Origin of the sequence: Rubrivirga aquatilis (assembly GCF_046845665.1) — a bacterium.
GTDB lineage: Bacteria > Bacteroidota > Rhodothermia > Rhodothermales > Rubricoccaceae > Rubrivirga.
In genome coordinates this window covers 1229805-1253585 of the sequence record NZ_CP177355.1, presented here as the reverse complement: position 1 = coordinate 1253585, position 23781 = coordinate 1229805, and the positions used below count along the sequence as shown (strand labels likewise).

Annotated in this window: 21 protein-coding genes and 1 tRNA gene; 4 read left to right on the top strand and 18 right to left on the bottom strand. The window is 73.4% G+C overall.

Annotated features, from left to right (window positions below; translation table 11 throughout):
• The first annotated feature begins 23 nt into the window (after positions 1-23).
• Positions 24-608, top strand: coding sequence for a septal ring lytic transglycosylase RlpA family protein (locus ACLII4_RS05420; RefSeq protein ID WP_412069878.1), 585 nt, complete (start codon positions 24-26; stop codon positions 606-608).
• An 80-nt stretch (positions 609-688) separates the two neighbouring features.
• On the top strand, positions 689-1153 hold the full coding sequence (locus tag ACLII4_RS05415; RefSeq protein WP_412069877.1) for a hypothetical protein: 465 nt from the start codon (positions 689-691) through the stop codon (positions 1151-1153).
• 7 nt (positions 1154-1160) lie between these two features.
• On the opposite strand, the gene argH is transcribed toward ACLII4_RS05415, so the two are convergent.
• The 10 genes from argH to ACLII4_RS05365 all read right to left on the bottom strand — a co-directional run bounded on the left by argH (position 1161) and on the right by ACLII4_RS05365 (position 12634).
• On the bottom strand, positions 1161-2486 hold the full coding sequence (gene argH, locus ACLII4_RS05410) for an argininosuccinate lyase (RefSeq protein WP_412069876.1): 1326 nt from the start codon (positions 2484-2486) through the stop codon (positions 1161-1163).
• 79 nt (positions 2487-2565) lie between these two features.
• Complete coding sequence (locus tag ACLII4_RS05405; protein WP_412069875.1) at positions 2566-3672, bottom strand: M20/M25/M40 family metallo-hydrolase; 1107 nt, start codon at positions 3670-3672, stop codon at positions 2566-2568.
• A gap of 13 nt (positions 3673-3685) precedes the next feature.
• Entirely contained in the window at positions 3686-4453 is a 768-nt protein-coding gene (gene argB, locus ACLII4_RS05400; protein ID WP_412069874.1) for an acetylglutamate kinase, read from the bottom strand.
• A 17-nt stretch (positions 4454-4470) separates the two neighbouring features.
• Positions 4471-5517 carry an N-acetylornithine carbamoyltransferase gene (locus ACLII4_RS05395; RefSeq protein WP_412069873.1) on the bottom strand — a complete coding sequence of 349 codons (1047 nt, stop codon included), beginning with the start codon at positions 5515-5517 and terminating at the stop codon, positions 4471-4473.
• A 42-nt stretch (positions 5518-5559) separates the two neighbouring features.
• A complete protein-coding gene (locus tag ACLII4_RS05390; RefSeq protein WP_412069872.1) occupies positions 5560-6744 on the bottom strand; it encodes an aspartate aminotransferase family protein in 1185 nt (394 codons plus the stop codon).
• 162 nt (positions 6745-6906) lie between these two features.
• Positions 6907-7971: an N-acetyl-gamma-glutamyl-phosphate reductase gene (gene argC / locus ACLII4_RS05385; RefSeq protein WP_412069871.1), complete on the bottom strand. Its 1065-nt coding sequence runs from the start codon at positions 7969-7971 to the stop codon at positions 6907-6909.
• The gene (locus ACLII4_RS05380; protein WP_412069870.1) at positions 7968-9101 is read right to left on the bottom strand and encodes a hypothetical protein; all 1134 of its coding nucleotides are present in this window, start codon (positions 9099-9101) and stop codon (positions 7968-7970) included. Before ACLII4_RS05380 ends, argC begins: the two co-directional genes overlap by 4 nt.
• A 61-nt stretch (positions 9102-9162) precedes the next feature.
• The gene (gene argG, locus ACLII4_RS05375) at positions 9163-10365 is read right to left on the bottom strand and encodes an argininosuccinate synthase (protein ID WP_412069869.1); all 1203 of its coding nucleotides are present in this window, start codon (positions 10363-10365) and stop codon (positions 9163-9165) included.
• A gap of 432 nt (positions 10366-10797) precedes the next feature.
• A complete protein-coding gene (locus ACLII4_RS05370) occupies positions 10798-11817 on the bottom strand; it encodes a hypothetical protein (protein ID WP_412069868.1) in 1020 nt (339 codons plus the stop codon).
• A gap of 76 nt (positions 11818-11893) precedes the next feature.
• Positions 11894-12634 carry a hypothetical protein gene (locus ACLII4_RS05365; RefSeq protein WP_412069867.1) on the bottom strand — a complete coding sequence of 247 codons (741 nt, stop codon included), beginning with the start codon at positions 12632-12634 and terminating at the stop codon, positions 11894-11896.
• A gap of 214 nt (positions 12635-12848) precedes the next feature.
• Between ACLII4_RS05365 and ACLII4_RS05360 the strand changes: the two genes are divergently transcribed.
• A complete protein-coding gene (locus ACLII4_RS05360) occupies positions 12849-15926 on the top strand; it encodes a hypothetical protein (RefSeq protein WP_412069866.1) in 3078 nt (1025 codons plus the stop codon).
• Between the two features lie 29 nt (positions 15927-15955).
• Here the strand turns inward: ACLII4_RS05360 and ACLII4_RS05355 are convergent, their stop codons facing one another.
• From ACLII4_RS05355 to ACLII4_RS05345, 3 genes are all read right to left on the bottom strand, one after another.
• Positions 15956-16456, bottom strand: a complete 501-nt coding sequence (locus ACLII4_RS05355; protein WP_412069865.1) for a lipocalin-like domain-containing protein — start codon at positions 16454-16456, stop codon at positions 15956-15958.
• A gap of 97 nt (positions 16457-16553) precedes the next feature.
• Positions 16554-17549: a hypothetical protein gene (locus ACLII4_RS05350; RefSeq protein ID WP_412069864.1), complete on the bottom strand. Its 996-nt coding sequence runs from the start codon at positions 17547-17549 to the stop codon at positions 16554-16556.
• A 189-nt stretch (positions 17550-17738) separates the two neighbouring features.
• The gene (locus tag ACLII4_RS05345; RefSeq protein ID WP_412069863.1) at positions 17739-18230 is read right to left on the bottom strand and encodes a ferritin-like domain-containing protein; all 492 of its coding nucleotides are present in this window, start codon (positions 18228-18230) and stop codon (positions 17739-17741) included.
• A gap of 138 nt (positions 18231-18368) precedes the next feature.
• On the opposite strand from ACLII4_RS05345, the gene ACLII4_RS05340 reads away from it, so the two are divergent.
• On the top strand, positions 18369-19187 hold the full coding sequence (locus ACLII4_RS05340; protein WP_412069862.1) for an aldo/keto reductase: 819 nt from the start codon (positions 18369-18371) through the stop codon (positions 19185-19187).
• A gap of 157 nt (positions 19188-19344) precedes the next feature.
• Here ACLII4_RS05340 and ACLII4_RS05335 read toward each other — a convergent pair whose 3' ends face one another.
• The 5 genes from ACLII4_RS05335 to ACLII4_RS05315 form a co-directional block, all read right to left on the bottom strand.
• Positions 19345-19950: a DUF2911 domain-containing protein gene (locus ACLII4_RS05335; RefSeq protein WP_412069861.1), complete on the bottom strand. Its 606-nt coding sequence runs from the start codon at positions 19948-19950 to the stop codon at positions 19345-19347.
• Positions 19951-20021: 71 nt separating this feature from the next.
• Complete coding sequence (locus ACLII4_RS05330; RefSeq protein WP_412069860.1) at positions 20022-21143, bottom strand: aspartate kinase; 1122 nt, start codon at positions 21141-21143, stop codon at positions 20022-20024.
• A 4-nt stretch (positions 21144-21147) separates the two neighbouring features.
• Positions 21148-22224: a homoserine O-acetyltransferase MetX gene (gene metX, locus ACLII4_RS05325; protein ID WP_412069859.1), complete on the bottom strand. Its 1077-nt coding sequence runs from the start codon at positions 22222-22224 to the stop codon at positions 21148-21150.
• An 18-nt stretch (positions 22225-22242) separates the two neighbouring features.
• A tRNA-Cys gene (locus tag ACLII4_RS05320) sits at positions 22243-22314 on the bottom strand.
• A 78-nt stretch (positions 22315-22392) separates the two neighbouring features.
• On the bottom strand, positions 22393-23709 hold the full coding sequence (locus ACLII4_RS05315) for an O-acetylhomoserine aminocarboxypropyltransferase/cysteine synthase family protein (RefSeq protein WP_412069858.1): 1317 nt from the start codon (positions 23707-23709) through the stop codon (positions 22393-22395).
• Positions 23710-23781 lie beyond the last annotated feature (72 nt).

The following is a 23781-nucleotide window of genomic DNA, read 5'->3' as shown; positions in this document are numbered from 1 at the left end:
TGAGCGAACAGCACGGACGACCCATGATGACTCCGACTTCCCCCTCCCGCCTCCGCCGTGTCGCGTCCCGCATCGCCGGGGCCCGCCGCCGGGCGGCCGTCGTGACGAGCGCGGCCCTGCTGGCGGCCGGCGCCGGCGTCACGATCGGCGCTCCCGCCCCTCAGGCCGAGGTCGCCATCGAGGCGCCCGCTCGCGTGGTCGTTCCCGACGTGCCCGCTGCCGAGGTGCCGGTCGCCCTCGTCAGCCACCTCGACGACGCGCCCGAGGTAGAGGCCGAGCTGGCTCCGGCCGCAGAGGCGGGTACGCCCATCGGCACCGGCCTCGCCAGCTACTATGGCCGCGAGCTCGCGGGCAACCCGACCGCCTCGGGCGAGCCATTCGACCCCTCCGATCTGACGGCCGCCCACCGGACACTCCCGCTCGGCACGAGAGTCCGTGTGACGCACGAGCGGACCGGCGAGAGCGTCGTCGTCCGCGTCAACGACCGGGGGCCCTTCCACGGCGACCGCGTGCTCGACCTGTCGCGTGCGGCGGCCGACGCCATCGGGCTGACCAAGCGCGGAACGGGGACGGTCTCCATCGAGCGTCTGGGCGGCGCGCGCGGGTAGGCGTCGGCCTGGGGTGGACGAAGCGCCTTGTCCCAGGGACAGGTCGTGACGGAGGTTCATACCTCGTTCCCACCGCCCCGATGCGCACCTTTCTCCTTGCGACCGCCCTCGTCCTCGCCGCTTGCGACACGACCGGCGACGACTTCATCTCGCCCTATACCGGCCCCGAGATCACGGAGGCCGACGCCATGGTGACCGACCCGTTCGGCTTCGAACGCGGGTGGACGGCCGATGTGTTTACCAGTCGGTCCGAAATGTCGATCTGGCTGGAGCAGGTCACGCTGTGCGGCGACGAGTGCAGCCGGACAGTCTCGCTGCGGTTTACGAGCCCGCTCAACGGTCTTCCGACGGCGGTCGCCAGCGTGATCGTCCAGCAGGAGTTCCTGCCCGAGCGGCGGACCGAGGAGACCCTGTCCATCGACCGCGTCGAGATCCAGAGTTGGGGGCCGATCTACAGTGGGGTCGCGTACCCGACGCCACATCCGGGCGCCAGCACGGTCCCGATCGTGTTCTGGTCCACGGCGACGAGGGTCGCATCGGAGTAGGTCGGCGTCAGCCGCGAGCCGCTGCGAGCCGCTGACGGAGTGCGGCCACGTCCACGTTGCCCGGCGTGCCGTCGCTGGCGTAGGCCGCCAGCGCGTCGGCGTCGGAGGGCACGGAGAGCGAGCCGAGGTCGGTGCCGACAGCGCGATACGCGTCGCGGAACGGGGTCCCGGTGGCCACCCGGCGCAGCGCCTCGGCGGTCGCGAACAGGTCGGGCGACAGCGCTGCGCGCATGGCGTCGCGCTGCCACGCGATGCCCGGCAGCACAGCGGCGACGGCGGAGAGCACGTCGCGCGTCGCGAGCACGGCCCGCATCGTCGCCTCCTTGGTGAGTTGGAGGTCGCGGTGGTAGCCGCCGGGCAGGTTGGCGGGCAGCGTCAGCAGCAGGTGCAGCTCGGCGGTCAAGCGGTGAACGGTCGCTCGCGCCAGCTCCAGCACGTCGGGGTTGCGCTTTTGCGGCATGATCGACGAACCCGTGGTGTGCTCGACGGGCAACGTGACGAACCCGTACTCGGAGGTCGCGAACAGCGCCAAGTCGCTCGCGAGCCGGTTGAGCGTCAGCCCGATTTGGACGAGCGCGTGGACCGCGTCGGCCTCCACCTTGCCGCGCGACAGCTGGACCGCCGCGATCGCTTGGACACGGTCGAACCCGAGCCGCTCGGCGACGCCGTCGCGGTCGAGGCCGAGCACCGGGATCCCGTACCCGGCGGCGCTGCCCCACGGCGAGGCGTTCGCCCGCTGGCGCGCGGCCCCGAGCGTCCCGAGGTCGTCCGCTAGCAGGTCGGCGAAGCCGGCAGCCCACACGGCGACGGTCGTCGGCATGGCGCGCTGGCCGTGCGTGTAGCCGGGCATCAGCAGCGACTGCCCGGCCTCGGCGTGGTCCGCTAGCGCGTCGCCGACAGTGCCCACCCCGTCCGCGATGTCGGCGAGCGCGTCGCGGAGCCACAGGCGGAGCGCCGTCAGCACCTGGTCGTTGCGCGAGCGGCCGGCGTGGATCTTCTTGCCCGCGTCGCCGAGCCGAGCCGTCAGTTCGCGCTCGATGACGGTGTGCATGTCCTCGTCCTCGACCCGGACCGTCACCTCACCCGCCTCCCACTGCTGGCGGATGCCGTCGAGCGCGCCGCCGACCTCGGCGACCTCGGCGTCGGTCAGCACACCCGCCCGGCCGAGCGCCCAGGCGTGGGCTCGCGTCCCCTCCAGGTCGTACGGCAGCAGGATCGTGTCCCACCGCCAGTCCTCGCCGACCGTAAAGCGCGTCACCCAGTCCTCGGCAGCGGTGCCTTTGGACCAGATCGGGGCTGGGGATTGGAGGCTGGGGGTTGGGGTCTCAGACATGGAAGAGCTCGATCGAAAGGAGAGAGGAACGTCGAATCGGGAAATCGGAGGGGGCGAGGGCGGTTGAAATCCCCAATCCCTACTCCCCAACACCCGCCGCGAAATACCGCCGGGCGATCTCGGCGTAGACATCGACGGCGGCCGTCAGTTGGGCAAGCTCAACGTGCTCGTCGGCGGTGTGGGAGAGCTCGCTGCGGCCCGGCCCGATCTTGACGGCGGGCACGTCGGAGACGACGCACCAGTCGGAGGCGGTCGGGCTGCCAAAGGGCGTGGCGTCGCGGCCGAGAGCGGTGAGGGCGGCGTCGGCGGCGCGAGCGATGCGGGCGTCGGCAGCGGTGGCGCACGGGACGAGGCGGTCGGAGTGGACCTCGACGGTGCTTTCGAGCGCGTCGGCGACGAGCGCCGTCAGCTCGGAGTGTGGGTACGCGGGCGTCGAGCGGACGTCGAGGGTGACGCGGCAGCGGTCGGGGACGACGTTGCTGGCGGTCCCGCCCTCGACCATCGTCGCGGTGATCGTCGTGGCCCCGAGCAAGTCGTCGACGCGGTCGAAGGCGAGGGCGTCAACGGCGATGAGGTCGCGAGCGGCGCGGGTGAGGGCGTTGTCCCCGAGATGCGCGCGAGCAGCGTGGGCGGTCCGGCCGTGGGCGGTCGCCTTGAGGACCAGCAGCCCCTTTTGCGCAAGGCACGGCAGCAGTTCCGTCGGCTCGCCGATGACGGCGGCCGAGATCTCGGGAAGCGCGTGTCCGAAGACGGTCCGGCGCAGCCGCGCGAGCCCGTTCCGCGCGAGCCCGCCGGTCTCTTCGCACTCGGTCAGCGCCACGACGAGCCGCCCGCTGGCGGGGCGCCAGCCCTCTCCCGCCAGCCGCGCGAGCGCCGCCAGCATCGCCGCGCCGCTCGCCTTCGCGTCGACGGCGCCGCGCCCGTAGACCTTGCCGTCGACGGTCGTCGGGGTGAACGGCGGGTACGGGTGGCCTTCGCTCGGCGGCACCACGTCGAGGTGCGACGCCAGCAGCAGCAGGTCGTCGCCGTCGCCGAGACCGGCCCACACGCTGTCGCCGTCGCGGCCGACCGCCAGCCCGTCGACGCCGCGCGCCCACGCCTCGACGTAGTCCGCCGCCGCCGCCTCGTCGAAGGTGACGGACGGGATGGCGACGAGGTCGGCGTGGAGGGTGACGACAGAGGGCATGGGAAGCGTGGGATCAGGCGGTGACGACGGTGCCGCCGTCGCGGCCGACATCGGCCGGGGCGCAGACGCGGACGGACGCGACGCCGCTCGCGAGCGCGCTCCGGGCGACTTCGAGCTTGGGCCTCATCCCGCCCGCGATCCACCCGGCGGCGACGCCCGCGTCGACCTCGGCCCCGCTCAGCTGGCGGATCCCCGACTCGGAGTCGGCGGCGTCGCGACGGACCCCGCCCGCCTCCGTTACCAGATCGAGCCGGGCGCCGAGCGCGGCCGCCAGCGCGGCCGCGACGGTGTCGGCGTTGACGTTGAACAGCGCCCCGCTGGCGTCGGCGCAGACGGAGGCGACGACGGGCACGAAGCCCGCGCCCGCCAGCGCCGCCAGCAGCGCCGTGTCGACCGCCTCCACATCCCCGACGTGCCCAAAGTCGACGGTCTCGCCGTCGATCTCGCGCGGCGGGCGTCGCGAGACGGTCACGAGCGCGCCGTCGGCACCGGACACGCCGACGGCCCGGACGCCAGCCCCGCGAGCGGCGCCGACGAGTCGGGCGTTGAGGGCGCCGCGCAAGACGTACAGCGCGATGTCGAGGTCGAGATCCGTCGTCACCCGTCGCCCGGCAACGACCGTCGGCTCGTGGCCGAGTTTTCTCGCGAGCGCCGTCGCTTGCGGGCCGCCGCCGTGGACGACCACGTCGCCCGGCGCCAGCCCCGCGAAGACGGCCGCCAGCGCGGCGGGGGCCGCCAGCACCGCGCCGCCGAGCTTGACGACGGTCGGTTCGGGAGTCAAGGGTTGGGTGTCGCTCGTCATGCCCGCACGCCGCCTGCCGGCGACCCTTCGAATCCGGACCCCTTCAACCCCCAGACCCACTCCAAAATCGCCTTCTGGGCGTGGAGCCGGTACTCGGCCTGCAGGAGGTGCGCGGCGCGGTCGCCGTCAAGGATGTCGCCGTCGAGCACGACGCCGCGGCGGACGGGCAGGCAGTGCATCACGTGGGCGCGATTCGTGCGCGTCAAGTTGTCGCCGGTCATCCGCCAGTCGGCGTGGCTGGCGCGCTGGGCGGCCTCGTGATCGGGCGACTCGTAGACGGCGGCGCCGGACCACGCCTTGACGTAGACCACCTTCGCCCCCGAGAGCGAGCCCTCGCGGTCGGCCGACTCGGTGACGGAGCCGCCCGACCGCGACGCCGCCGCTCGCGCCAGCGCCAGCACGCCCGGGTCCAGGCCGAAGCCGTCGGGGCGGGACACGATGACCTCCATGCCCAGACGCGCCGCCATCATCAGCGCCGAGTTGGGGACGGCGCGGGGCAGCGGCTTCGGGTGCGGCGCCCAGCGCAGAACGAGCTTCTGCCCGCGCGGATCGCCCAACAGATCCGAGACCGTCGCGGCGTCGCCCAGCTCCTGGCACGGGTGCCACCGCGCGGATTCGAGGTTGACGACGGGCACCGTTGAGGCGTCAACGACGGCCCGGAAGGCGGCGTCGCTGGCGTCGGCGTCCGCGTCGGTCAACGTCGCGAAGGTGCGGACGCCGAGCGCGTCGACGTAGCGGCTGAGCACGCCGAAGGCCTCTTTCACGTGCTCGGCGGCGTCGCCGTCCATCACCACGTCGTCGCGGGTTTCGAGCCCCCACGTCCCGGAGCCGGGAGTGAGCGTGATGGCGTGCGCGCCGAGGTGCGCGGCGGCCAGGTCCATCGAGGCGCGCGTGCGGAGCGACGGGTTGAAAAAGACCAAGCCGAGTGCCTTGCCGGCGGCGCTCTGCGTCCACCCACGGTTGGCGCGGTGCCAGCGGGCGCGGTCGAGGCAGGCGTCCCAGTCGCCGGGGGCGGCGTCGGTCCAAGAGGTGAGGTCGGGCATCAGAAAATTAGGGTATAGAGAATGGAGGGTGGAGCCGACGCCCTACGCGAGCGCGGTCGCGAGCGCGGCGAGGCAGGCGTCGATCTCGGCGTCAGTCGTCGTGAGCGGCGGCATGAGTCGGAGCGTGTCCGGCTTGCCGGAGGTGCCGACGAGCACGCCCGCCGCGCGCAGCGCGTCGCGGACCGGCGCCGCGGGGCGGTCGAGCGCGACGCCGATCAAGCAGCCCTTCCCCCGCACCTCCACCACGCCCGGCATCTCGGCCAGCCCCGCCGACAGCCACGCGTGGATCATCGTGGCCCGCCGCATCAAGTCGTCGTCAATGAGCTGCGCGAGCGCGGCGATGACGGCGGCCATCGCCAGCATCCCGCCGCCGAACGTCGTGCCCTGGTCGCCGGGCCGGACGCCCGACGCGATCGCCTCGCTCACCAACACGGCGCCGACGGGCACGCCCGCGCCCAGGCTCTTCGCGAGTGTGCTCATGTCCGGCACGACGCCGACGTGCTCGCCGTAGAGGAACGTCCCCGTCCGCCCGACGCCGGTCTGGACCTCGTCGAAGATCAGCATCGTGCCGGTCTCGTCGCAGATCTCGCGGAGGGCGCGGTAGTACTCGGGCGCGGCCTCGGTGATGCCCGCGACGCTCTGGATGGGCTCGATCAAGAGGGCGGCCACGTCGCCACCCTCCAGCGCCTCACGCGCCGCGTCGGCGTCGCCAAAGGGGAGCCACGTCGTCTCGGGCAGGATGTCGAGGTAGGGTGCGCGGTAGCCGTCGCCGTGCGTCATCGCGAGCGCACCGAGGGTGCGGCCGTGGAAGCCGCCGGTGCACGAGGCCACCTTTGTTCGGCCGGTCGCGGTCCGCGCCAGTTTGAGGGCGGCCTCGTTGGCCTCGGTCCCCGAGTTGCACCAGAACACGCGGCTCAGCGCCTCGGGCGCGAGCGCCACAAGCGCGGCCGACGCCTGGGCGCGGACCGGGCTGTACATCGCGTTCGAGTAGAACAGCAGCTCGCCCGCCTGCTGGCGGATGGCTTCGACCACGCGCGGCGGGCAGTGACCCAAGAGGGCGACGCAGTGGCCGCCGTAGAAGTCGAGGTACGCGCGGCCGTCGGCGTCCCAGACCGTCGTCCCCTCGCCGCGCACGAGCGCGATGGGCGGCTTGGCGTACGTCGGGAGCGTGACGGCGTCTTCGAGCGCGATCGCGTCGGCGCTGGAGATGGGTGTCAGGTCAGTCATGGATCGAAGGGCGGACTCCGGAATGCGGGGTTGGCGATGGGAGGCGAGCGTTCGCCCCACTTGTGTCATCCCGAACCTGCGAGGGATCTCAACGCCAAGGTCCCAGCTCATCTGTCGCGGATGTCAGGCCGAACAGGCTGGCGTTGAGATCCTTCGCTCCGCTCAGGATGACACAGGTGCGCGGGATTCGGTGACCGAGACAGGCGACGCCAGCGGGACGGCCACGCCGGGCAGGAGGCCCAGCGCCTCGGGCCAGCCGTGCGACAGGTTGAAGAGCTGGACCGCTTGCGCCGCCGCCCCCTTGAGCAGGTTGTCGAGCGCGAACCCGACCACGACGTGGCCGTCGCCGTGCACCCAGCCGACATCGCAGAACGGCGTCCCGACCACGGGGAGCAGCTCGGGGAGGGCGCCCGGCGACAGGCGGACCAACGGGCGGTCGTCGTAGGCGGCCTCAAAGGCCGCGTCGATGGCGTCGGCGCTGGCGTCGGTCGCGACGTGCGCGGTCCCCCAGATCCCGCGCGTCCACGGCCCGCTGGCGGGGACGAAGCGGACGTCGGCGCCGGGCCCGAGGACGTGGCGGACCTCGGCGAGGTGGCGGTGATCGAAGACGCGGTACGCGCGGACGTTGCCGTCGCGGCTCGGAAAGTGCGTCGTCGCCGACGGACGGGCGCCGGAGCCGGACGCGCCGGTGAGAGCGGTCACAGACGCCGTCATCGGGCCGAGATCTGCCAACGGGGCGAGCGCCAGGCTGATGCCGGTCGCAAAGCAGCCGGGCGCCGCCAGCAGCGTCGCGCCAGCCACCGAGGCGGGGTCGAGCCGCTCCGCCAGCCCGTAGACGGCGCCGTCGAGCGCGGCGGGGTCGGGGTGGTCGAGGCCGTAGACGGCGGTGTACGTCTCGGCGTCGAGCCGGTGGTCGGCGCTCAGGTCCACGACGACGCCCTCAAAGCCGGCGGCGCGCAGGGCGACGACCGAGTGCGCGCCCTGGCCGTGCTCGGCGCACACGAAGGCCACGTCGAAGGCCGTGCCGAGGTCGTCGGGCGCGACGTACGCGAGATCCGTCTGCCCCCGCAAGCGGGCGTGCGTGGCCCACACGGGCTTCCCCGCCTGGCTCCGGCTCGTCACACCGACGACCTCGGCGAGGGGGTGTGCGAGCAGCAGCTCCAGCAGGGCACCGCCCGCGTAGCCGGCGCCGTGCAAGACGGCGATGTGGAGAGGGGACGTGCTCATGACGACACCTGCGTTCCGTGGAGCCCGACCGGCGCGCGGCGCGGGCCGTTCGGGCCGGTCGCCGGGCCCAGCACGGGCCCGTTCCGCCACTCGTCCACGTCCTCGGCCACCAGGTCCGACAGCGCCTCCGGCGAGCTTCGGGCGTTGACGGCCCGGACGCCGAGCGACGTTTCGAGGTACCGCACGCCGACCGGCGTGTCGGTCGCCGGCCCGACGACGACGCCGACCTCGGCGCGATACCGCGTCCGGAACAGCTGGTCGCACGCCCACGCCCCGGCGAGGTCGGTCGCCGCGAGCACGTGGACCGCCGTGTGCCGCTGGAGCTCCATGTCGCCCAGGATCTGGTCGACGCCGTACGGCCCGATGACGCCGTCGCCGAGTTCGAGGACGAGCACGTCGGGGGCGGCTTGGTTGAGGTGGCCGATGATGCCCTTGGCGACCGGCACCATGTCGCGGCCCGTCGTGGCGACGGCGCCCGCGTCGACGAAGCTGGCGGACGCGACGGCCCCGGCCTCGACCATCGCGCGGACGTCGCGCTGGAGTGCCGCGCCGGTCAGCTTGGCGGCGGCGACCCGCAGGCCGCGAGCCGTCAGCCCGGCGACGAGCGCGGCGGCGGCATACGTCTTGCCCGTGTTCATCGCCGTCCCGGACACCATCACGAGCGGCGCCGACGTGCGCATCGCCTCGACGGGCTCAATCGCGTTGTCCTGAATCCGCGCGTGCCGCGCGGGCTCGCCGACCACGACGGCGCCCAGCACCTCGACGCGGAGCGCGGGCCCGAGGTCGGGGTGCGCGATGGCCACGGTCCCCAGGATCCCACCCATGTTCTGGATGTGGAGCACGTCGCCCGGCGCGATGTGGCGCGGGATCCGGCCCGAGTACCCCTTGAGCGCCTGCCGCTCGCCGAGCGCGCCGACCAGCGTCTCCCCCTGCCGGATCGTCCGGAAGATGCCGTCGGCGCCTTCGAGCTGGTTGTAGACCTCCTTGTCATCGAGCGCCTTGACGGCCAGGCAGTAGCCCTCGCCGGCGACGACGTAGGGGGAGAGCGTGACGGCGTGGCCGAGCCCGCACGGGGCCGTGCTGCTGGCGACGTGGTCGACGGTGAGCGTCGTGGTGTGTCGGGTGGGCATTTTCTAGAATGAGGCGTGGTACGAGATGCGTGCGGGGCGCGGGAGAGTCACGAGGCACGCATCAGGGCTCCTGTCCGGCGGTCGCCGCCAGGCGGGCCTGGAGCCCGTAGATCTGGGCGAAGCCCTGGGCGTCGCGGCCGGACCACAGGGCGTGGTCCTCGCCGTAGCGCGCCGCGCCCGCGTCGAAGAGCGAGTGCGGCGACGTCGCGCCGAGCACGCGGAGCGCGCCCTTAAACCACTCGACGGTGACCGTCCCGGTGGCCCGCGTCTGCGCCCGGTCGAGGAACGCCTCGATGTCGCGGCAGACGGGGTCGAAAAACTCGCCCTCGTGGACGAGCCGCCCGTAGAGATCGCCCAAGCGGGCGGACTCGACGAGCTGGTGCCGTGTGAGCACGAGCTTGTCGAGCTCGCGGTGCGCGGCGATCAGCGTGAGCGCGGCGGGCGCCTCGAAGCCGATTCGCCCCTTGATGCCCAGGATCGTGTCGCCGACGTGGATGCCGCGGCCGACGCCGTGCGCCGCGCCCTCGCGGTTCAACGTCTCGACGAGCGCGACCGGGTCGAGCCGCTCGCCGTCGATGGCCACCGGAACGCCGGCCTCGAAGTCGATGGTGAGCTGGCGGGGCGCGTCGGGCGCGTCGGCGGGCGAGACGGTGTCGGGCCACGCGGCATCGGGCAGGATGCCGTCCGTCTCGTGCGTCTCCTTCCCGCCGATCGTCGTCCCCCACAGCCCCCGGTTGATCGAGTAGTCCGTCGTCGCGGCGTCGACCTCGACGCCGCGCTCGTGCAGGAACGCCGTCGAGTCGGCGCGGGAAAGCGCCAACGTGCGGATCGGCGTCAGCACCTCGAGGTCGGCCGCCAGCAGGCGGAGGGCGCCGTCGAAGCGGATCTGGTCGTTGCCGGCGCCTGTCGATCCGTGCGCCACGGCCCTCGCCCCGACCTCGCGAGCGGCTTCCGCCAGCGCCTGGGCCTGCACCACGCGCTCGGGCCCCACGCACAGCGGGTAGACGCTCCCCCGCAGCACGTTGCCCTTGACGAGGTACTGGAGCACGCGGTCCCACAGCGCCGCGCGGGCGTCGACGAGCGTGTGCCCGGCGGCGCCGAGACTGGCGGACCGGGCGGCAATCGCGGTGCGCTCGGCGTCGTCGAACCCGCCGGTGTCGACGGTCACCGTCCACACGTCGCGGCCGGTCTCCTCGCGGAGGTACGGGACGCAAAAGGAGGTATCGAGGCCGCCCGAGAAGGCGAGGGCGATGGGGCTGGACATGGGGGTCTGGGCAAAAAAGAAGCGCCGGCTCTCACGGGGAGAGTCGGCGCTGAGGTCGGGTCCGATCCGCGGTTGCCCGCGGTCCACCTACATGCGTCGTCTCCCGGCGGAAGCCGGTCGGCGTCGAGCACGTCGGAGGATGGAGGGGGTCACGCGTGGGGCGGGTCGGGGCGCGAAGGATAGGGGCGGACGCGGGCTCGCGCAACGCGGCGGGGGACCGGTAGCGCTTCCAACCACAGAAAAGACACGTCCGGGCGGCAGCATCGGAGGGGCCGCGCGCGGGCCGGGCACGCCACCCATCACACGCCGAGCCCGCCCGTGGGGCCTATCGCGACCCGCCCCACCCCAGCGCTCAAGCAACTCGGTGGCCTCATTCAAAAAACGCCCCGCTGGCGCAGGCACCAGCAGGGCGTCGGGTCGAGGGGCCGCGAGCTACGCCGCCTTTTTGCGCTTGGCGACGCGGACCTCCGTGTCGCCCACGTCCGGATCGAGCGTCGCCGCGCTGTCGCCCGAGGTCGCGTAGCGCTCGCGCATCCGGTCGAGCAGGCCGGCGCGCTCCGCCTCGGTCAGCTCGTCGAGCGCCTGGACGCCGCAGTAGTGCCGCGCCGCCAGCAGCACCTGGGGACGGCCGACGCCGTAGCCTTCGGCCTCCGTCAACAGGTCACCGACGGTCGGACCGGAGGGCGCGGAGAGGGCGGGCATGGGGAGCACGTCGGGCAGGTCGTGGACCTCGACGGGCGCGGGCCCGGCACCGAGCAGCGCCAGCACGTCCGCGAAGACGGGATCGTCGATCTCGAGCCCGACCGGAAGGCCGGGCGCGTTCGACTTCACGACCGTCGCCACGCGGCGCGTGTCGAAGCCGTCCTGGCGCAGCGACAGCTCCAGCATCACGTCGACGAAGTACTCGAGCCCGGACGCCGTCATCGGCAGCACGCGGCCCATCTCGTTCTCCTCACGGTCCTGCTTGCCGCGCGCCGCCGTCTGGTCGGTGATGACGACGCACGCGCCGGAGTCGACGCACAGGCGCCGCAGGACCTCCTGAAAGACGATCTGGTCGGCCTGGAGCTCTTCGGCCGACGGCTGGGCCGTCGGGTCACCGGTGCGCTCGCGGACGGCCTGGACGGTCGCGCGGTGCTTGCGGCCGAAGTACATGGCCCACGAGTCGAGCGCGAAGCAGCCATAGCCCTGCTCGTCGCGCCCCTCACCGAGCGCCCAGTCGATAAACGGGAGCAGCTCGTCGGGGTGCTCCACCTCGACGGCGTCGAACGCCGAGCCGTCGGCGCCCGCCAGCAGGCGCGCCTTGCGCTCGGTGTCGAAAAAGCACAGGCGGCCGAGCCCGGCGTCGGCGAGGCTCGCGGCGAACCAGCTTTTGCCGGTGCCCGCGGCGCCGCGGACGGCGATGACCAGGCGGCGCTGCTGGGGCCGACGGCTGAGGGGATGGACGAACGACATGGCAGTGTGCGGGAGGTGTGTGATAAGCGTAGCGCGCGTGGGGTGCCAGCGACGCGTCACAGGCTTAAGCCGAGACTCAGCTCGCCTTGCGGAGCGCCGGCCGGTCGACCTCGACGCGGCGGAGCGGGCGCTCGGCGTACGGGCCCCACACCGACTCGAAGCGGCGGTCGAGTCGGCGGATCAGCACGTGGGGCGCCTGGCCGTTGGCGACGTGCCACAGGTGGCGCTCCGGCGAGTCGCCGTCGGGGGACAGGGCGTACGGGACGAGCACGCTGGGCTGCTCGGGGCGGACGGCCACCTGCCGCGCCTCGGGGCTCGCGAGCGTCGCCAAGTTCGTCCGGCCGCGGTCCGAGAACAGGTCCGGGTCCCACTGGCTGGCGAGGTACAGCACGTCGTCCATGTGGCCGAGCAGGTCGGAGCCGCGCAAGCGGTAGATGGTGTCGACGGCGCCGTGCGCGAGCAACGTCGCGTCGCGTCGCAGGCGCCGGTCGTGGTCGCGCAAGGCGCGAGCGCTCGGCCCACCGGCCGCCTCGAAGGCCACGCGGCGGATCGTGCCGCTCGCGTCGACGGGCACCTCGACGACCAAGTCGAGCGTGAAGAACGCCGGGCCGGTCCCGGCCTCCGGCCACCCCGCCGAGGCGGGCACCTCGACCTCGACCTCGGAGCGCAGGCGGGCGTCCTCGCGGACGGCCTTCACCAGGTGCCACGCGAGCTCGTCCTGGACGGCGCCGGGGTACGGCGGCTCGTAGTGCGGGCCGACGGCCAGGGCGCGAGCCCAGTCGGACGGCGGGAGAGAGCGGGTCGAGAGATCGGCCATCGGAATCGGGGGAAGGGTGGCGGCGCGGAGGCTCGCGCGCGTACGCGTATGATATAGGGTGCGGGTGCCACCGGTTTGTCACAGGCTGGCGACTGAACGTGACAGACCTCCGACGACACCCTGGGCGTTGGGCGCGCCTGCCCTCCCGACGCCGCTCGCGACCCCACCGGCCCGGCGCGCGGCCTAGCTTCCCCCGCCCCCCGGACCCCGCCCGATGCGTCGACTTCTGTTCCTCCTCGCCCTGCTGGCGGCCACCGCCGGCGCGGCGAGCGCTCAGGTCGGGTTCGGCCTCTTCAACGGGCGAAATCATGCCGAGCTCGACTGGCAGGTGGCCGCGACCGAGCACTTCGAGATCGTGTACCCCGCCCGGCTCGCGGGCATCGAGGCCGAGGCCGCCGCCGTCGCCGAGGCCACGTTCGACGCCCTCACAGTCACCTTCAGCCCCGACTCGACCGCGCTCGCGTTCTCGGACCCGATTCGGATCTACCTCTCTGATGAGGACGAGATCGCGAACGGCATCGCCTTCAACGTCGGGTCGAGCGGATTCACGAACATCTGGGTTCACGTCAACGACACCGCCGAGATCTGGACGGGCGACGTGAAGTGGCTGCGCAAGGTGATCGCCCACGAGGTGGCCCACCTGGTCCACTACCGCGCGATCCGAAGCAATCTGGGGCTGCTCGACGTCTTCTTCGCCGACCCGCTCCCGAGCTTTTGGGCCGAGGGGCTGGCGCAGTACGCGACCGAGCGCTGGGACGCCCAGCGCGGCGACCGCTGGCTCCGCACGGCGACCTTCGAGGACCGCCTGAGCTACACCGACGGGTCGAGCCCCCAGAACGGGCGCCTGCGCTACGCCGTCGGCAACAGCCAGGTCCGCTTTCTCGCCCAGTCGCGCGGGGACTCGACGATCGCCGACATCTTGGCCCACCGCAAGCCGGTGCTGTTCGGGCTCGGCCGCGTCCACGACTTCCAGACCGCCTTCCGCGCGGTCACCGGCGAGCCGTTCCGCGACTTCTCGGAGGAGTGGCGCAAGCACGTCAACGTGTACTACAACACGCAGGCAGGGCAGATGGAGCGGCTCGACTCGCTGGCCACGAAGCCGTTCGGGCTGCCGGGCCAGGTCGTCTACGAGGTCGCCTTCAGCCCCGACACCGCGCGCGTGGCGGCCGTCGTGCTGCCGAGCCTGGCGCGGCCCGTCCGGCGGCTCATCGCGATGACGAACCCGGGCGCCGACAGCACCGGCGCGAACCTCAAGATCCTGGCCGAGGGCGCCATCACCGGGCCCATCTCGTGGTCGCCCGACGGTGGACAGATCGCCTTTGCCCGGACGCGGCGCGGCGCCTACGGCTCGCTCGTCAACGACCTCTACCTCGTCCGCTCCGGCGGCGGCGGGCTCCGCCGACTGACGACCAACCGCCGGGCGGTCTCCCCGTCCTTCGCGCCCGACGGCCGGCGCTTGGCGTTCGTGGGGGTCGAGGGCGCCACGGCGAACCTGTTCGAGCTCGACCTCGACACCGGCGCCGAGCGGCCGCTGACGGCCTTCACCGGCGACGTCCAGATCCCGACCGCGCGGTGGTCGCCCGACGGCGCCCGCGTCGTGTTCTCGCTCTTCGACGCCGACGGCACGCGCGACCTCGCCGTCCTCGACCTCGCGAGCGGTACGGTCGACCGGCTGGCGACGGGCGACGGCGTGCCGCGAGCGGAGCGCGACGACCGACTCCCGGTCTGGAACGCCGCCGGCGACTCGCTGGCGTTCACCTCCCTCCGCGACCGGGCGCCCAATGTGTTTGTGAAAGGCGTCGACGGCGGCGCGCTCGTCCCGACGCTCGTCCCGGCCGAGTTACCGCCCCCCGGAGGCGAAGCTCGCGTGACGTTCTTCTTTGACGGCGCGACGGTCCACGACTGGCTCCCGCCGGACAGCCTGCATCCGGCCGGGCGTCTCGTGCTCGTCTCGTCCGAGACCAAGCGCCGCGACCGCGTCTTCGTCGTCGACGCGCGCCGCCGCCCGACTGTCGTCACCGACTCCGTGACCGTCCCGCCCGCGTATGCCGCGTGGACGACGCACCGGCCCGCGCTCACGATTCCTGACGCCGTCGCGCCCGACGCGTCACTCATCCGCGAGCGGCACCGGTACAAGTCGCTCGCGAACCTGACGCACGCCATCACGCTGGGCCTGCCCTACGGCGACCCCGGCGAGGACGGCGAGCTCTTTACCGACGACGATGACTGGGGCGTCTTCGCCAACTCGCTCTTCCTCGAGCCGCTCGGCAAGCACCAGTTGGCGATCCTCGCAGGCGTCTCCATCACGCGGCCGGTCGACAAGTCGTTCGGGCTGCTCTCGTACACGAACCGCCAGACGCCCGCCGCGCTCACGCTCGACCTCTACCGCTTTACGTCCCCGTCGACGGTCTACGGGTCGAGGCTGCTCGTCGAAGACCTGCTCGGCGGCGACCTGTCAGCGTCGCTCCCCGTCGACGTGATCGACCGGCCGTACACCGAGACCCTGCTCGGCGCGCGCGTCCGGTACGCGTACGCCGAGCCGCTCGCGCTCGACCGCTTCGTGGACGTCGCGGCGCAAGGCCTGGGCGTGCCCGAGGCCGGGACGCGATTCGACGTCGAGGTCGGGGCCGCCTACAAGTTTCAGCGGCCGTACCGGTGGAACGTGATCGCTCCGCTCGACGGGACCGGCTTGCGCGCGCGGCTGGCCGTCGGGATCCCCGCGCTCGGCGGCGACGCCTTCGTCCGGCCCGACGTGCTCGGCTACCGCGTGTGGCCCGTGTTCGGGCAGACGCGCCTGTTTACCAAGGCTCGCGCAACCGCCGTCTTCGGCGAGACACTCGCGCAGGACTACGTCGGGCTGGCGCGGTACGACGCGCTCGACGCCGCGCTCCCGTTCGTCGGCGCGCTCGAGTTTGCGGGCGCCGAGCGCGTGCGCGGGTACCGGAGCTACGCCGTCGGCACGCGCGTGCTCTTCGGCAGCGCCGAGCTGCGCGGGCCGGCTGTGGGGGATTTGCACACCAAGCTGCTCGGCCTCGTAGAGCTCGGCCCCGTCTCGCCCGCCGCCTTCGTCGACGCCGGCCTCGTGTGGACGGGCTCCGACCTCGACGGCGCCGTCCAGCGCGTCGGCGTGGGCGTCGAGCTGGCGAACGTGCTCCGCATCGCCGGGCTCGAGATCCGCCACGCCGTCGGGCTGGCGTCCCCGACAGATCGCCTGGGCGACCTCGTCGACGGGACGCTGCCGTTCGACGACCTCGACCTGTACTACCGCCTACAGGCCGCCGTGCCGTTTTAGAGCACCCGCCGGACGAGCACCCCGGCGTGTTAGCGGGCGCGGACGAACACGTAGCGCTGGCGCCCGCCCGAGGCGTAGAACGGGACCGGCGTACCGTCGCCGGCCTCGGCCCAGACCGCCGTCAGCCGCAGCGTGTCGCCCTCGACGGCGCGCGCAAACGTTTCGTGGCCGCCGGCGAACTCGGGCGACTTGGCCGCCTCGGCCTCCGCACGGACGGTGTCGGGCGCGACGGCCACCAGGCGCCCGGCGTGCGCGATCATCGTCGCGAAGCTGACCAGCCGTTCGGCCTCCGTCGCCGCCCACGGCTGGGCTGCTGGCGGGCGCGGCGTCCGGGTCCACACAAAGCTGTACCGCCCGCCGCCGACGACGAGCAAGCCCGTTTGCACCTCCGGGTCGTAGACGAGCGCCCCGCTGGCGTCGAAGGCCTGGGCGCTGACGAGCTGCCACGCGCCGTCGAGACCTGCGGGACGCGGCGGGGTACCGGCGCACGCGGCGAGGATCAAGGCGAGGGCGAGCGACAGACGGAGCATCGGGCGGGCGGCGGGTGAGCCCGCAAGCTGCCGGCCCGCCTCCGCCACGTCGTCCCACCTCCGGAGCCGGGCCGCTCTGGCGGGTCCCGTGCGCCGTCTACCCCTGTCCCATCGCCACCGTCAGCGCGTCCACGAATCGGTCCGAGTCGTCGACGGAGAGCGCGACGCGAGTGACGGCCCGCTGCAGCCCGTAGGGACCCTCGGCGACGATCGGCCGGCATACGTCGAGCGCGAACTGGGGCGTCCCCGCCGTGGCCCGCGCCGTCGGGCGGTCGGCCGGGAGCGGACGGCGGACGTGGTACACTGCCTCGATGGCCGTGACGGGCACGTCGACCGTCCAGCGCAGCCCGCACCGGACGTGGAGCGTGTCGCCGTCCAGCGTCGTCGTGCGCACGCCCAGCGCCCGCCAGTCGCCGGCGAGCCACACGAGGGCGTAGCCGCTGATCGCGAGGTGAATGAGCGCGGCGCCGTCGCCCCAGAGGTGTCGGACCAAGAAGTGGCCGCCGACCAACTCCATCGCTGCCGCAATCGCGATTCCTGCAAGCAGTGCCCCATACCCGCCGGCGCGTCGGCCCGCGAAGGCGTCTTCGAGGGGCGCGGGCAGCGGCCCGAGCGCGTACCGCCCGACCGCCAGCTCGTACGCGAGCGCCCGCCCCGCCGCGTTCGGCAGCACGCGAGCCGCCGCCGCCCGGAGCCGGTCGTACGGGTCGCCCGACGCGCCCGACCGCACCGCGTGCGCGAGCGCCACGACAACGGCCAGCGCCGCCCCCACCTCCAACACGGGGAGGGCCACCAGCGCGACGTCCAGCACGCCCCGATGCCCGGCCGGGAGCACGACCCACGCGCCCCCTGCGCTCAGCGCGACGACCGGCGCCATCGTCCACCACCGCCTCGACGCGCGCGCGATCAGAACGGCATACGCCAACGGCACCAGCACCACCAAGTCGACCGCCAGCGCCGCCGCCAGCACCTCTGGCTCGGCCACACGCACCAGCGCCGGCACGACACCCAGCACGCCAACGAGGTACGCCGCCGACGCCAGCCCGGCGAAGGCCAGGACGGGCGCGAGCGGACGGCGGAGTGGGGCGGTCATCGAGGGCACCGGACGGGACGGGAGCCTACGGCGACACGGCGGCCCGGATGCGCACTCGGTCGAGGGCCATCCGCACGCCGGGGCCCCTCCTCTGCCCGGGGGTGCCGAAAACGCCAGCGGACCGCCCCAAACGCGCGCCGCCCCGCATCCCGAAGGACGCGAGGCGGCGCGGCATCGATAGCAGGTTGCCTAGACGGCGTCCTGGTTCAGCGTGTCCTTGGCGAGCAGCGAGAGGCGCTCGTCGGCGTCCTCCTCCTCGCCGAGCGTGTCGCCGAGGAGTTGGGCGGCCTCATCGTACCCGAGGCGCTCGGCGAACGTCGCCAGGCTGCCGTAGCGCGTGATCTCGTAGTGGTCGATAGCCTGGGCGCAGAAGACGATGGCGGCGTCGCGCGTCTCGGCGTCCTCGACCTCGCCCATCAGGTGCTTCGACTCCTTGAGGATGCCGTCCATGGCCTCGCAGGTGACGCCCTCGGCCTTCTCGCCGATCAGCTCGAAGACCTTGTCGAGGCGCTGGATGTGTGTGTCGGAGTGCTCCGCGTGCGCCTCCAGCTGGCTCTTGAGGTCGGCGTTCGAGGCCTTCTCGGCCATCGAGGCGATCGTTTTCTTGGACTGCTTCTCGGCGTAGTAGAGGTCCTTGAGGCCGTGGAGGAAGAGGCCACGGAGGTCGGTAATGGTAGACATGGGAGTGGGGTGTGAGAGGGGTGTTGGCCTACCTGCTCCGCGCCGGGCCGTTCCGCCGAGCCCGACACTCGGGCGATCTCTGACCCCGCGAACCGCACCGCCCCCACGGCGTGCCTCCCCCCTTCCCTTTCCGAACCCATGACTCACTATTCCGTCCACGGCGTCGACGTCCCCGCCCTCGGGCTGGGCACGTGGCGGATCCGGGGCGACGCCGCCCGGCGCGCCGTCGAGCACGCCCTCGCCATCGGCTACCGCCACGTCGACACGGCCCAGATCTACCGCAACGAGGCCGAGGTCGGCGCCGGGCTGGCGGCTTCCGACGTCCCCCGCGAGCAGATCTTCTTGACCACCAAGGTCTGGCGCGACGCCGTGGCGCCGTCCCGGCTGGCGGCGTCCGTCGACGAGAGCCTGGACAAGCTGGGGACGGACTACGTCGACCTGCTGCTGCTCCACTGGCCCGTCGACGAGGTCGAGCTGGAGGCCCAGTTGGAGGCGCTCGCGGCGGTGCGAGAGACGGGGAAGGCGCGGCTGGTCGGCGTCTCGAACTACCCCGCCGGCCTGCTGCGCGACGCCCTGGACCTCGTCCCGGACCTCGCCACCGACCAGGTGGAGCACCACGTCCTGCTCGGGCAACAGCGCCTGCTCAACATCGTCCGCCCTGCCGGGATGGTGCTGACCTCGTACAGCCCGCTCGCGCAGGGCGAGGCGCTGACGAACGAGACGGTCCGCGCGGTCGCGGCTGCGCACGGGGCGGGCCCGGCCCAGGTGGCGCTGGCGTACCTGCTCGGCCAGGACCGCGTCCTCGCCATCCCCAAGGCCTCGTCGGACGCCCACCGCGCCTCGAACCTCGCCGCCGCGGACCTCGTGCTGACGGACGACGAGCGCGCGCGCTTGGACGCGCTCCCCAAGGACCACCGGACCATCGACCCGGCCTTCGGACCGGACTGGGAGGCGTAGCGGACGACCGCACACCGCTCTCTCCCTGCGTCATCCCTTACGTGCGTTTGGGACGACGCAGGGAGAGAGCAGACGCCACCCAACGAATAGCGGGCGCTCGGGGGCGGTGCCGTGCCGCCTCCCGAGCGCCCGCTCGACGTGCGTAGACGCAGGTGCGCTACATCCCCGCCTGGATCGTCACCGGGACGCCGACGGTGCCCCAGTGGAGGAGCATCGTGGCCGAGTCGGGCGTGACGTCGGCGAAGCGAATCTCGAACTGCTCCTGCATCGGGGCGTCGGTCATCGGCGTGGCCATCACGCGGACGACGTCCTCGCCCTCGTCGTAGCGGAAGGCGCCCCACTGCTGGGCCGTGCCGTTCAAGATCACCGTCCACTCGTCGCCGGGGATCGAGAAGAGCGCGTAGGTGCCGGCCGCGACCGGCTCGCCGCCGAAGATCACGTCGCCGGCGAAGGTGATCGTCGGGGCCTCGTTGGCGCCGGTGCGCCAGACCTGGCCGGCGGGCGCCAGTTCGGAGCCGTCGGCGAAGTAGGCCCGGCCGCGCAGGCTCGGGCGCCCGTAGTGGACGTGGACGTCGGTGGTGCCGACCGTCGCCATCACGCCGGCGTTGGGGCTCGGGCGGGCCTCGTCGTTGGCGCGCATGGGCGGCATGTCGGCGTGCTCCATGTGGCCGGCCGCCTCGGCCTCGCCATTCATGTGATCGTCCTGGGCGCAGGCCGAGGCGACGACGAAGAGGCCGAGCAAGAGAGGAAGGGTGCGGATCATCGAGTCGAGGGAATCGGGGAGGAGGGAGTAGCCGGGCCAACCGCCCTCGGACCCGTGGGGATCCCGCGCCCCTACCGGGCGACGGCCCGCGCGACCGCCAGCACGTCGGCGAGCACGCCGCCCGCCGTCACCTCGGCGCCCGCGCCCGGGCCCTGCACCACGAGCGGCGAGGCGGCGTAGCGGTCGGTGGTGATCTCGACCACGTTGTCGGTCCGCCCGAGACGCCCTAGCGGCGAGTCGGCCGGGACGGCCTCGACGCCGACGCGGAGGTGGCCGCGCCCGCCGCGCGCGTCGAGCCGGGCGACGTAGCGGAGCCGGTGGCCGGCGGCCTCGGCGCTCCGGGCGCGCCGTGCCCACGCGCCGTCCTCGGCGGCCAGCCGGGCCACCACCTCGTCGCGGGGCGCGGCCCGAACGGCCACCGACGCCAGCCCGTCCACCTCCACCTCGGCGCGCTCGGTCGCCAGCCCGGCCGCGCGGCCCAGGATGAGCCCCTTGCGCACCACGTCCTCGCCCGAGAGGTCGTCCCGCGGGTCCGGCTCCGCGTAGCCGCGGCGGACCGCCTCGGCCACAGCGACGCTGAACGGCACGCCGTGCTCCACCTCGCTGAAGAGGTAGGTCATCGTCCCCGAGAGCACCGCGCGGACCGACCGCACGCGGTCGCCGGTCGCCGCCAGGTCCTCGACCGTGCGGACCAGCGGGAGCCCGGCGCCGACGGTCGTCTCGAACCGGTAGTGCGCGCGGCGGCCGTCGCCCAGCGCCTGGAGCCGGTAGAAGAGGTCGAGGGGGCCCGCGTTCGCCAGCTTGCTCGACGTGACGACGTGGACGCCCGCGCCCAGCAGCGCCTCGTAGCGGGCGGCCACTTCGGAGCTCCCCGTCGCGTCGACGACGACGAGCGGGCGGGCGTGGTCCGCCAGCGCCGCCGCGAGCGCGGGCCAGTCGGGCGGGGCGCACACGGCCAGCGCGGCCGCCAGCGCGTCGGCGGGCACGCCGTCGGGCCGGAGCACAGCGCCGCGCGTCGTGCTGCCGCCGACCACGCGGAGGCGGGGCCGGCCGGGGAGCGCGGCGATCTGGCGGAGCAGGGCGCCGCCGACGTGGCCGACCCCTGCGACGAACACATCGACGAGGCCGGCGGCGGGCTGGGTGAGCGGGGGGCCCGCGGTCGGGGCAGCGGGGTGGAGTGCGAGGGAGGGCATAGGGTCAGGACGGGTCGAAGAACCCGGTGTCGGTGAGGAAGGGCCGGACGAGTGCGTCGAGCGCGTCGCCGTCGACCAGGAAGGCGTCGTGGCCGAAGGGCGAGTCCAGCTCGGCGGACCGGCCGTTCGGCAGCCAGGCCGCCAGCTGGCGCGACTCGGCGGGCGGGTACAGGAGGTCGGACGAGATGCCCACGCACAGGGCGTCGGCGCGGACGGTCGCGAGCGCCTCCGCCGCGCCCTCCCGCCCCCGCCCCGCGCCCACGTCGTGGGCGTCCATCGCCTCGGTCAGCCGGACGTAGGCCCCGGCGTCGAACCGGGACGCCAGCTTGGCGCCTTGGTAGCGGAGGTAGCTCTCGACGGCGAAGCGCGGGGCGTCGGGCTCGAACCGGGGCTCGTGGCGCTCGCGCCCAAACCGCCCGTCGAAGAGCGTCGCCGAGCGGTACGTCATCATGCCCACGGCGCGGGCCGCCGCCAAGCCGGCGACCGGCGGGTCGTCGGCGGGGAAGTCGCCCCCGCACCAGCGCGGGTCCGCGCGGACGGCCATCCGGTGCGCCTCGCCGATCCCGATCTGCCACGCGCCGTGCGCGGCGCCCATCCCGATGAGCACGAGCCGCCGGACCCGGTCCGGGCCCGCCTCGCGGTCGACGAGCGCCAGCTCCAGCGCCTGCATCCCGCCCATCGAGGCGCCGATGGCCAGGGCGACGCCGCGCACGCCGAGCGCGTTGAGGAGCCGGGCGTGGAGCCGCGCCTGATCGCGGACGGCGATCCGGGGGAACCGGCTCCCGAGCCGGCGGCCGTCGGCGCCCACCGTCGCCGGGCCCGTCGTGCCGTAGCACGACCCGAGCGCGTTCGCGCAGATCACGAAGTGGCGCGCGGGGTCGGCAACGCGGCCGGGGCCGACGACGCCGGGCCACCACGCCGCAGCGTCGGCGTCGCCCGTCAGCGCGTGGCACACCACGACGGCGTTGTCGGCGGCGGCGTTGAGCGCGCCCCACGTCCGGTAGGCGACCGTCACGACGGGCAGGCGGGCGCCAGCCTCGGTCGTGAAGCGGTCGAAGGTGTGGGTCTGGAGGTCGGACATCGTGCGTGTGTGTGAGGGAGCCCGGGGTGGGAATCGAACCCACTCATCGCGGTTTTGCAGACCGCTGCGTTCCCAGTTCGCCACCCGGGCCGGGGGCGCCAGCGCCGACCGATCGCGCGCCCGGGCCCTCGCGTGCGCGCCGCGAGGCCGGGCCCGTCGGCGCCGGCGTCAGGCCGCGACGAGCGTGCGGGCGAACGCCTGCTCGAAGTCGGCGACGATGTCGTCGAGGTGCTCCAGCCCGACCGACACGCGGACGAGCTCCGGGCGGACGCCCGCCGCCGTCTGCTCGGCGTCGGAGAGCTGCTGGTGCGTCGTGCTGGCGGGGTGGATCACGAGCGTCTTTGCGTCGCCGACGTTCGCGAGGTGGCTCGCCAGCTCGACGGCCTCGATGAACGCCCGGCCCGCCTCGGCGCCGCCGCGGATCCCGAACGAGAGCACGCTCCCGAACGTCCCGGGGCGGAAGTACTCGGCCGCCGCCTCGTGTGAGGGGTGGCTCGCCAGCGACGGGTGCCACACCCACTCGACGGCGTCGTGCGCGTCGAGCCACGCGGCGACGGCGTTCGCGTTCTCGGCGTGCCGCTGCGCCCGCAGCGAGAGCGTCTCGACGCCCTGCAGCAGTTGGAAGGCGTTGAACGGCGAGAGCGCCGGGCCCAGGTCGCGGAGCGCCTCGACGCGCGCCCGGACGATGAACGCGACGTTGCCGAGCGCGCTGCCGGGGTTGAACACGTCCGAGAACACGAGCCCGTGGTACGCCTCGTTCGGTTCGGTGAAGAGGGGGAACTTGCCGGTCCGCCAGTCGAACGTGCCCGCGTCGACGATCACGCCGCCGATGGACGTGCCGTGCCCGCCGATCCACTTTGTCGCCGAGTGCGTCACGATGTCGGCGCCGTGCTCGATGGGGCGGACCACGTAGCCGCCCTGCCCGAACGTGTTGTCGACCACGAGCGGGACGCCGGCGGCGTGCGCAGCGTCCGCCAGCTTGCGGAAGTCGGGGACCGTGAGGTCGGGGTTGCCCAGGCTCTCGGTGAAGAAGGCCTTGGTGTTGTCGTCGGCGAGGGCCGTGAACGCCGCGGGCGTCTCCTCGTCGACGAACCGGGCCTCGATGCCGAGCCGCCCGAGCGACACCTTCAGCAGGCTGACCGTCCCGCCGTAGAGCCGGCTGCTGGCGACGATGTTGTCGCCGGCCTGGGCCAGCGTGGTGAACGTGACGAGGTGCGCCGCCTGGCCCGACGCCACCGCCAGCGCCGCAGCGCCGCCTTCGAGCGCCGCGATCCGCTGCTCGAACACGTCCGTCGTCGGGTTCATGATCCGCGTGTAGATGTTGCCGAACTCCTCGAGCCCGAACAGCCGCGCGGCGTGGCTGGCGTCGTCGAAGGTGTACGAGGTGGTCTGGTAGATCGGGACGGCGCGGGCGTTCGTCGTCGGGTCCGGCGTCTGGCCGGCGTGGAGCTGGAGGGTGTCGAAGTGGAGGGTGCGGTCGCTCATGGCGGTTGGGGCTGGCGGCCGCGGGTCGGGGGGACATGAAAAAACCCCCACCGGCCCGAGGCCAGGGGGGTT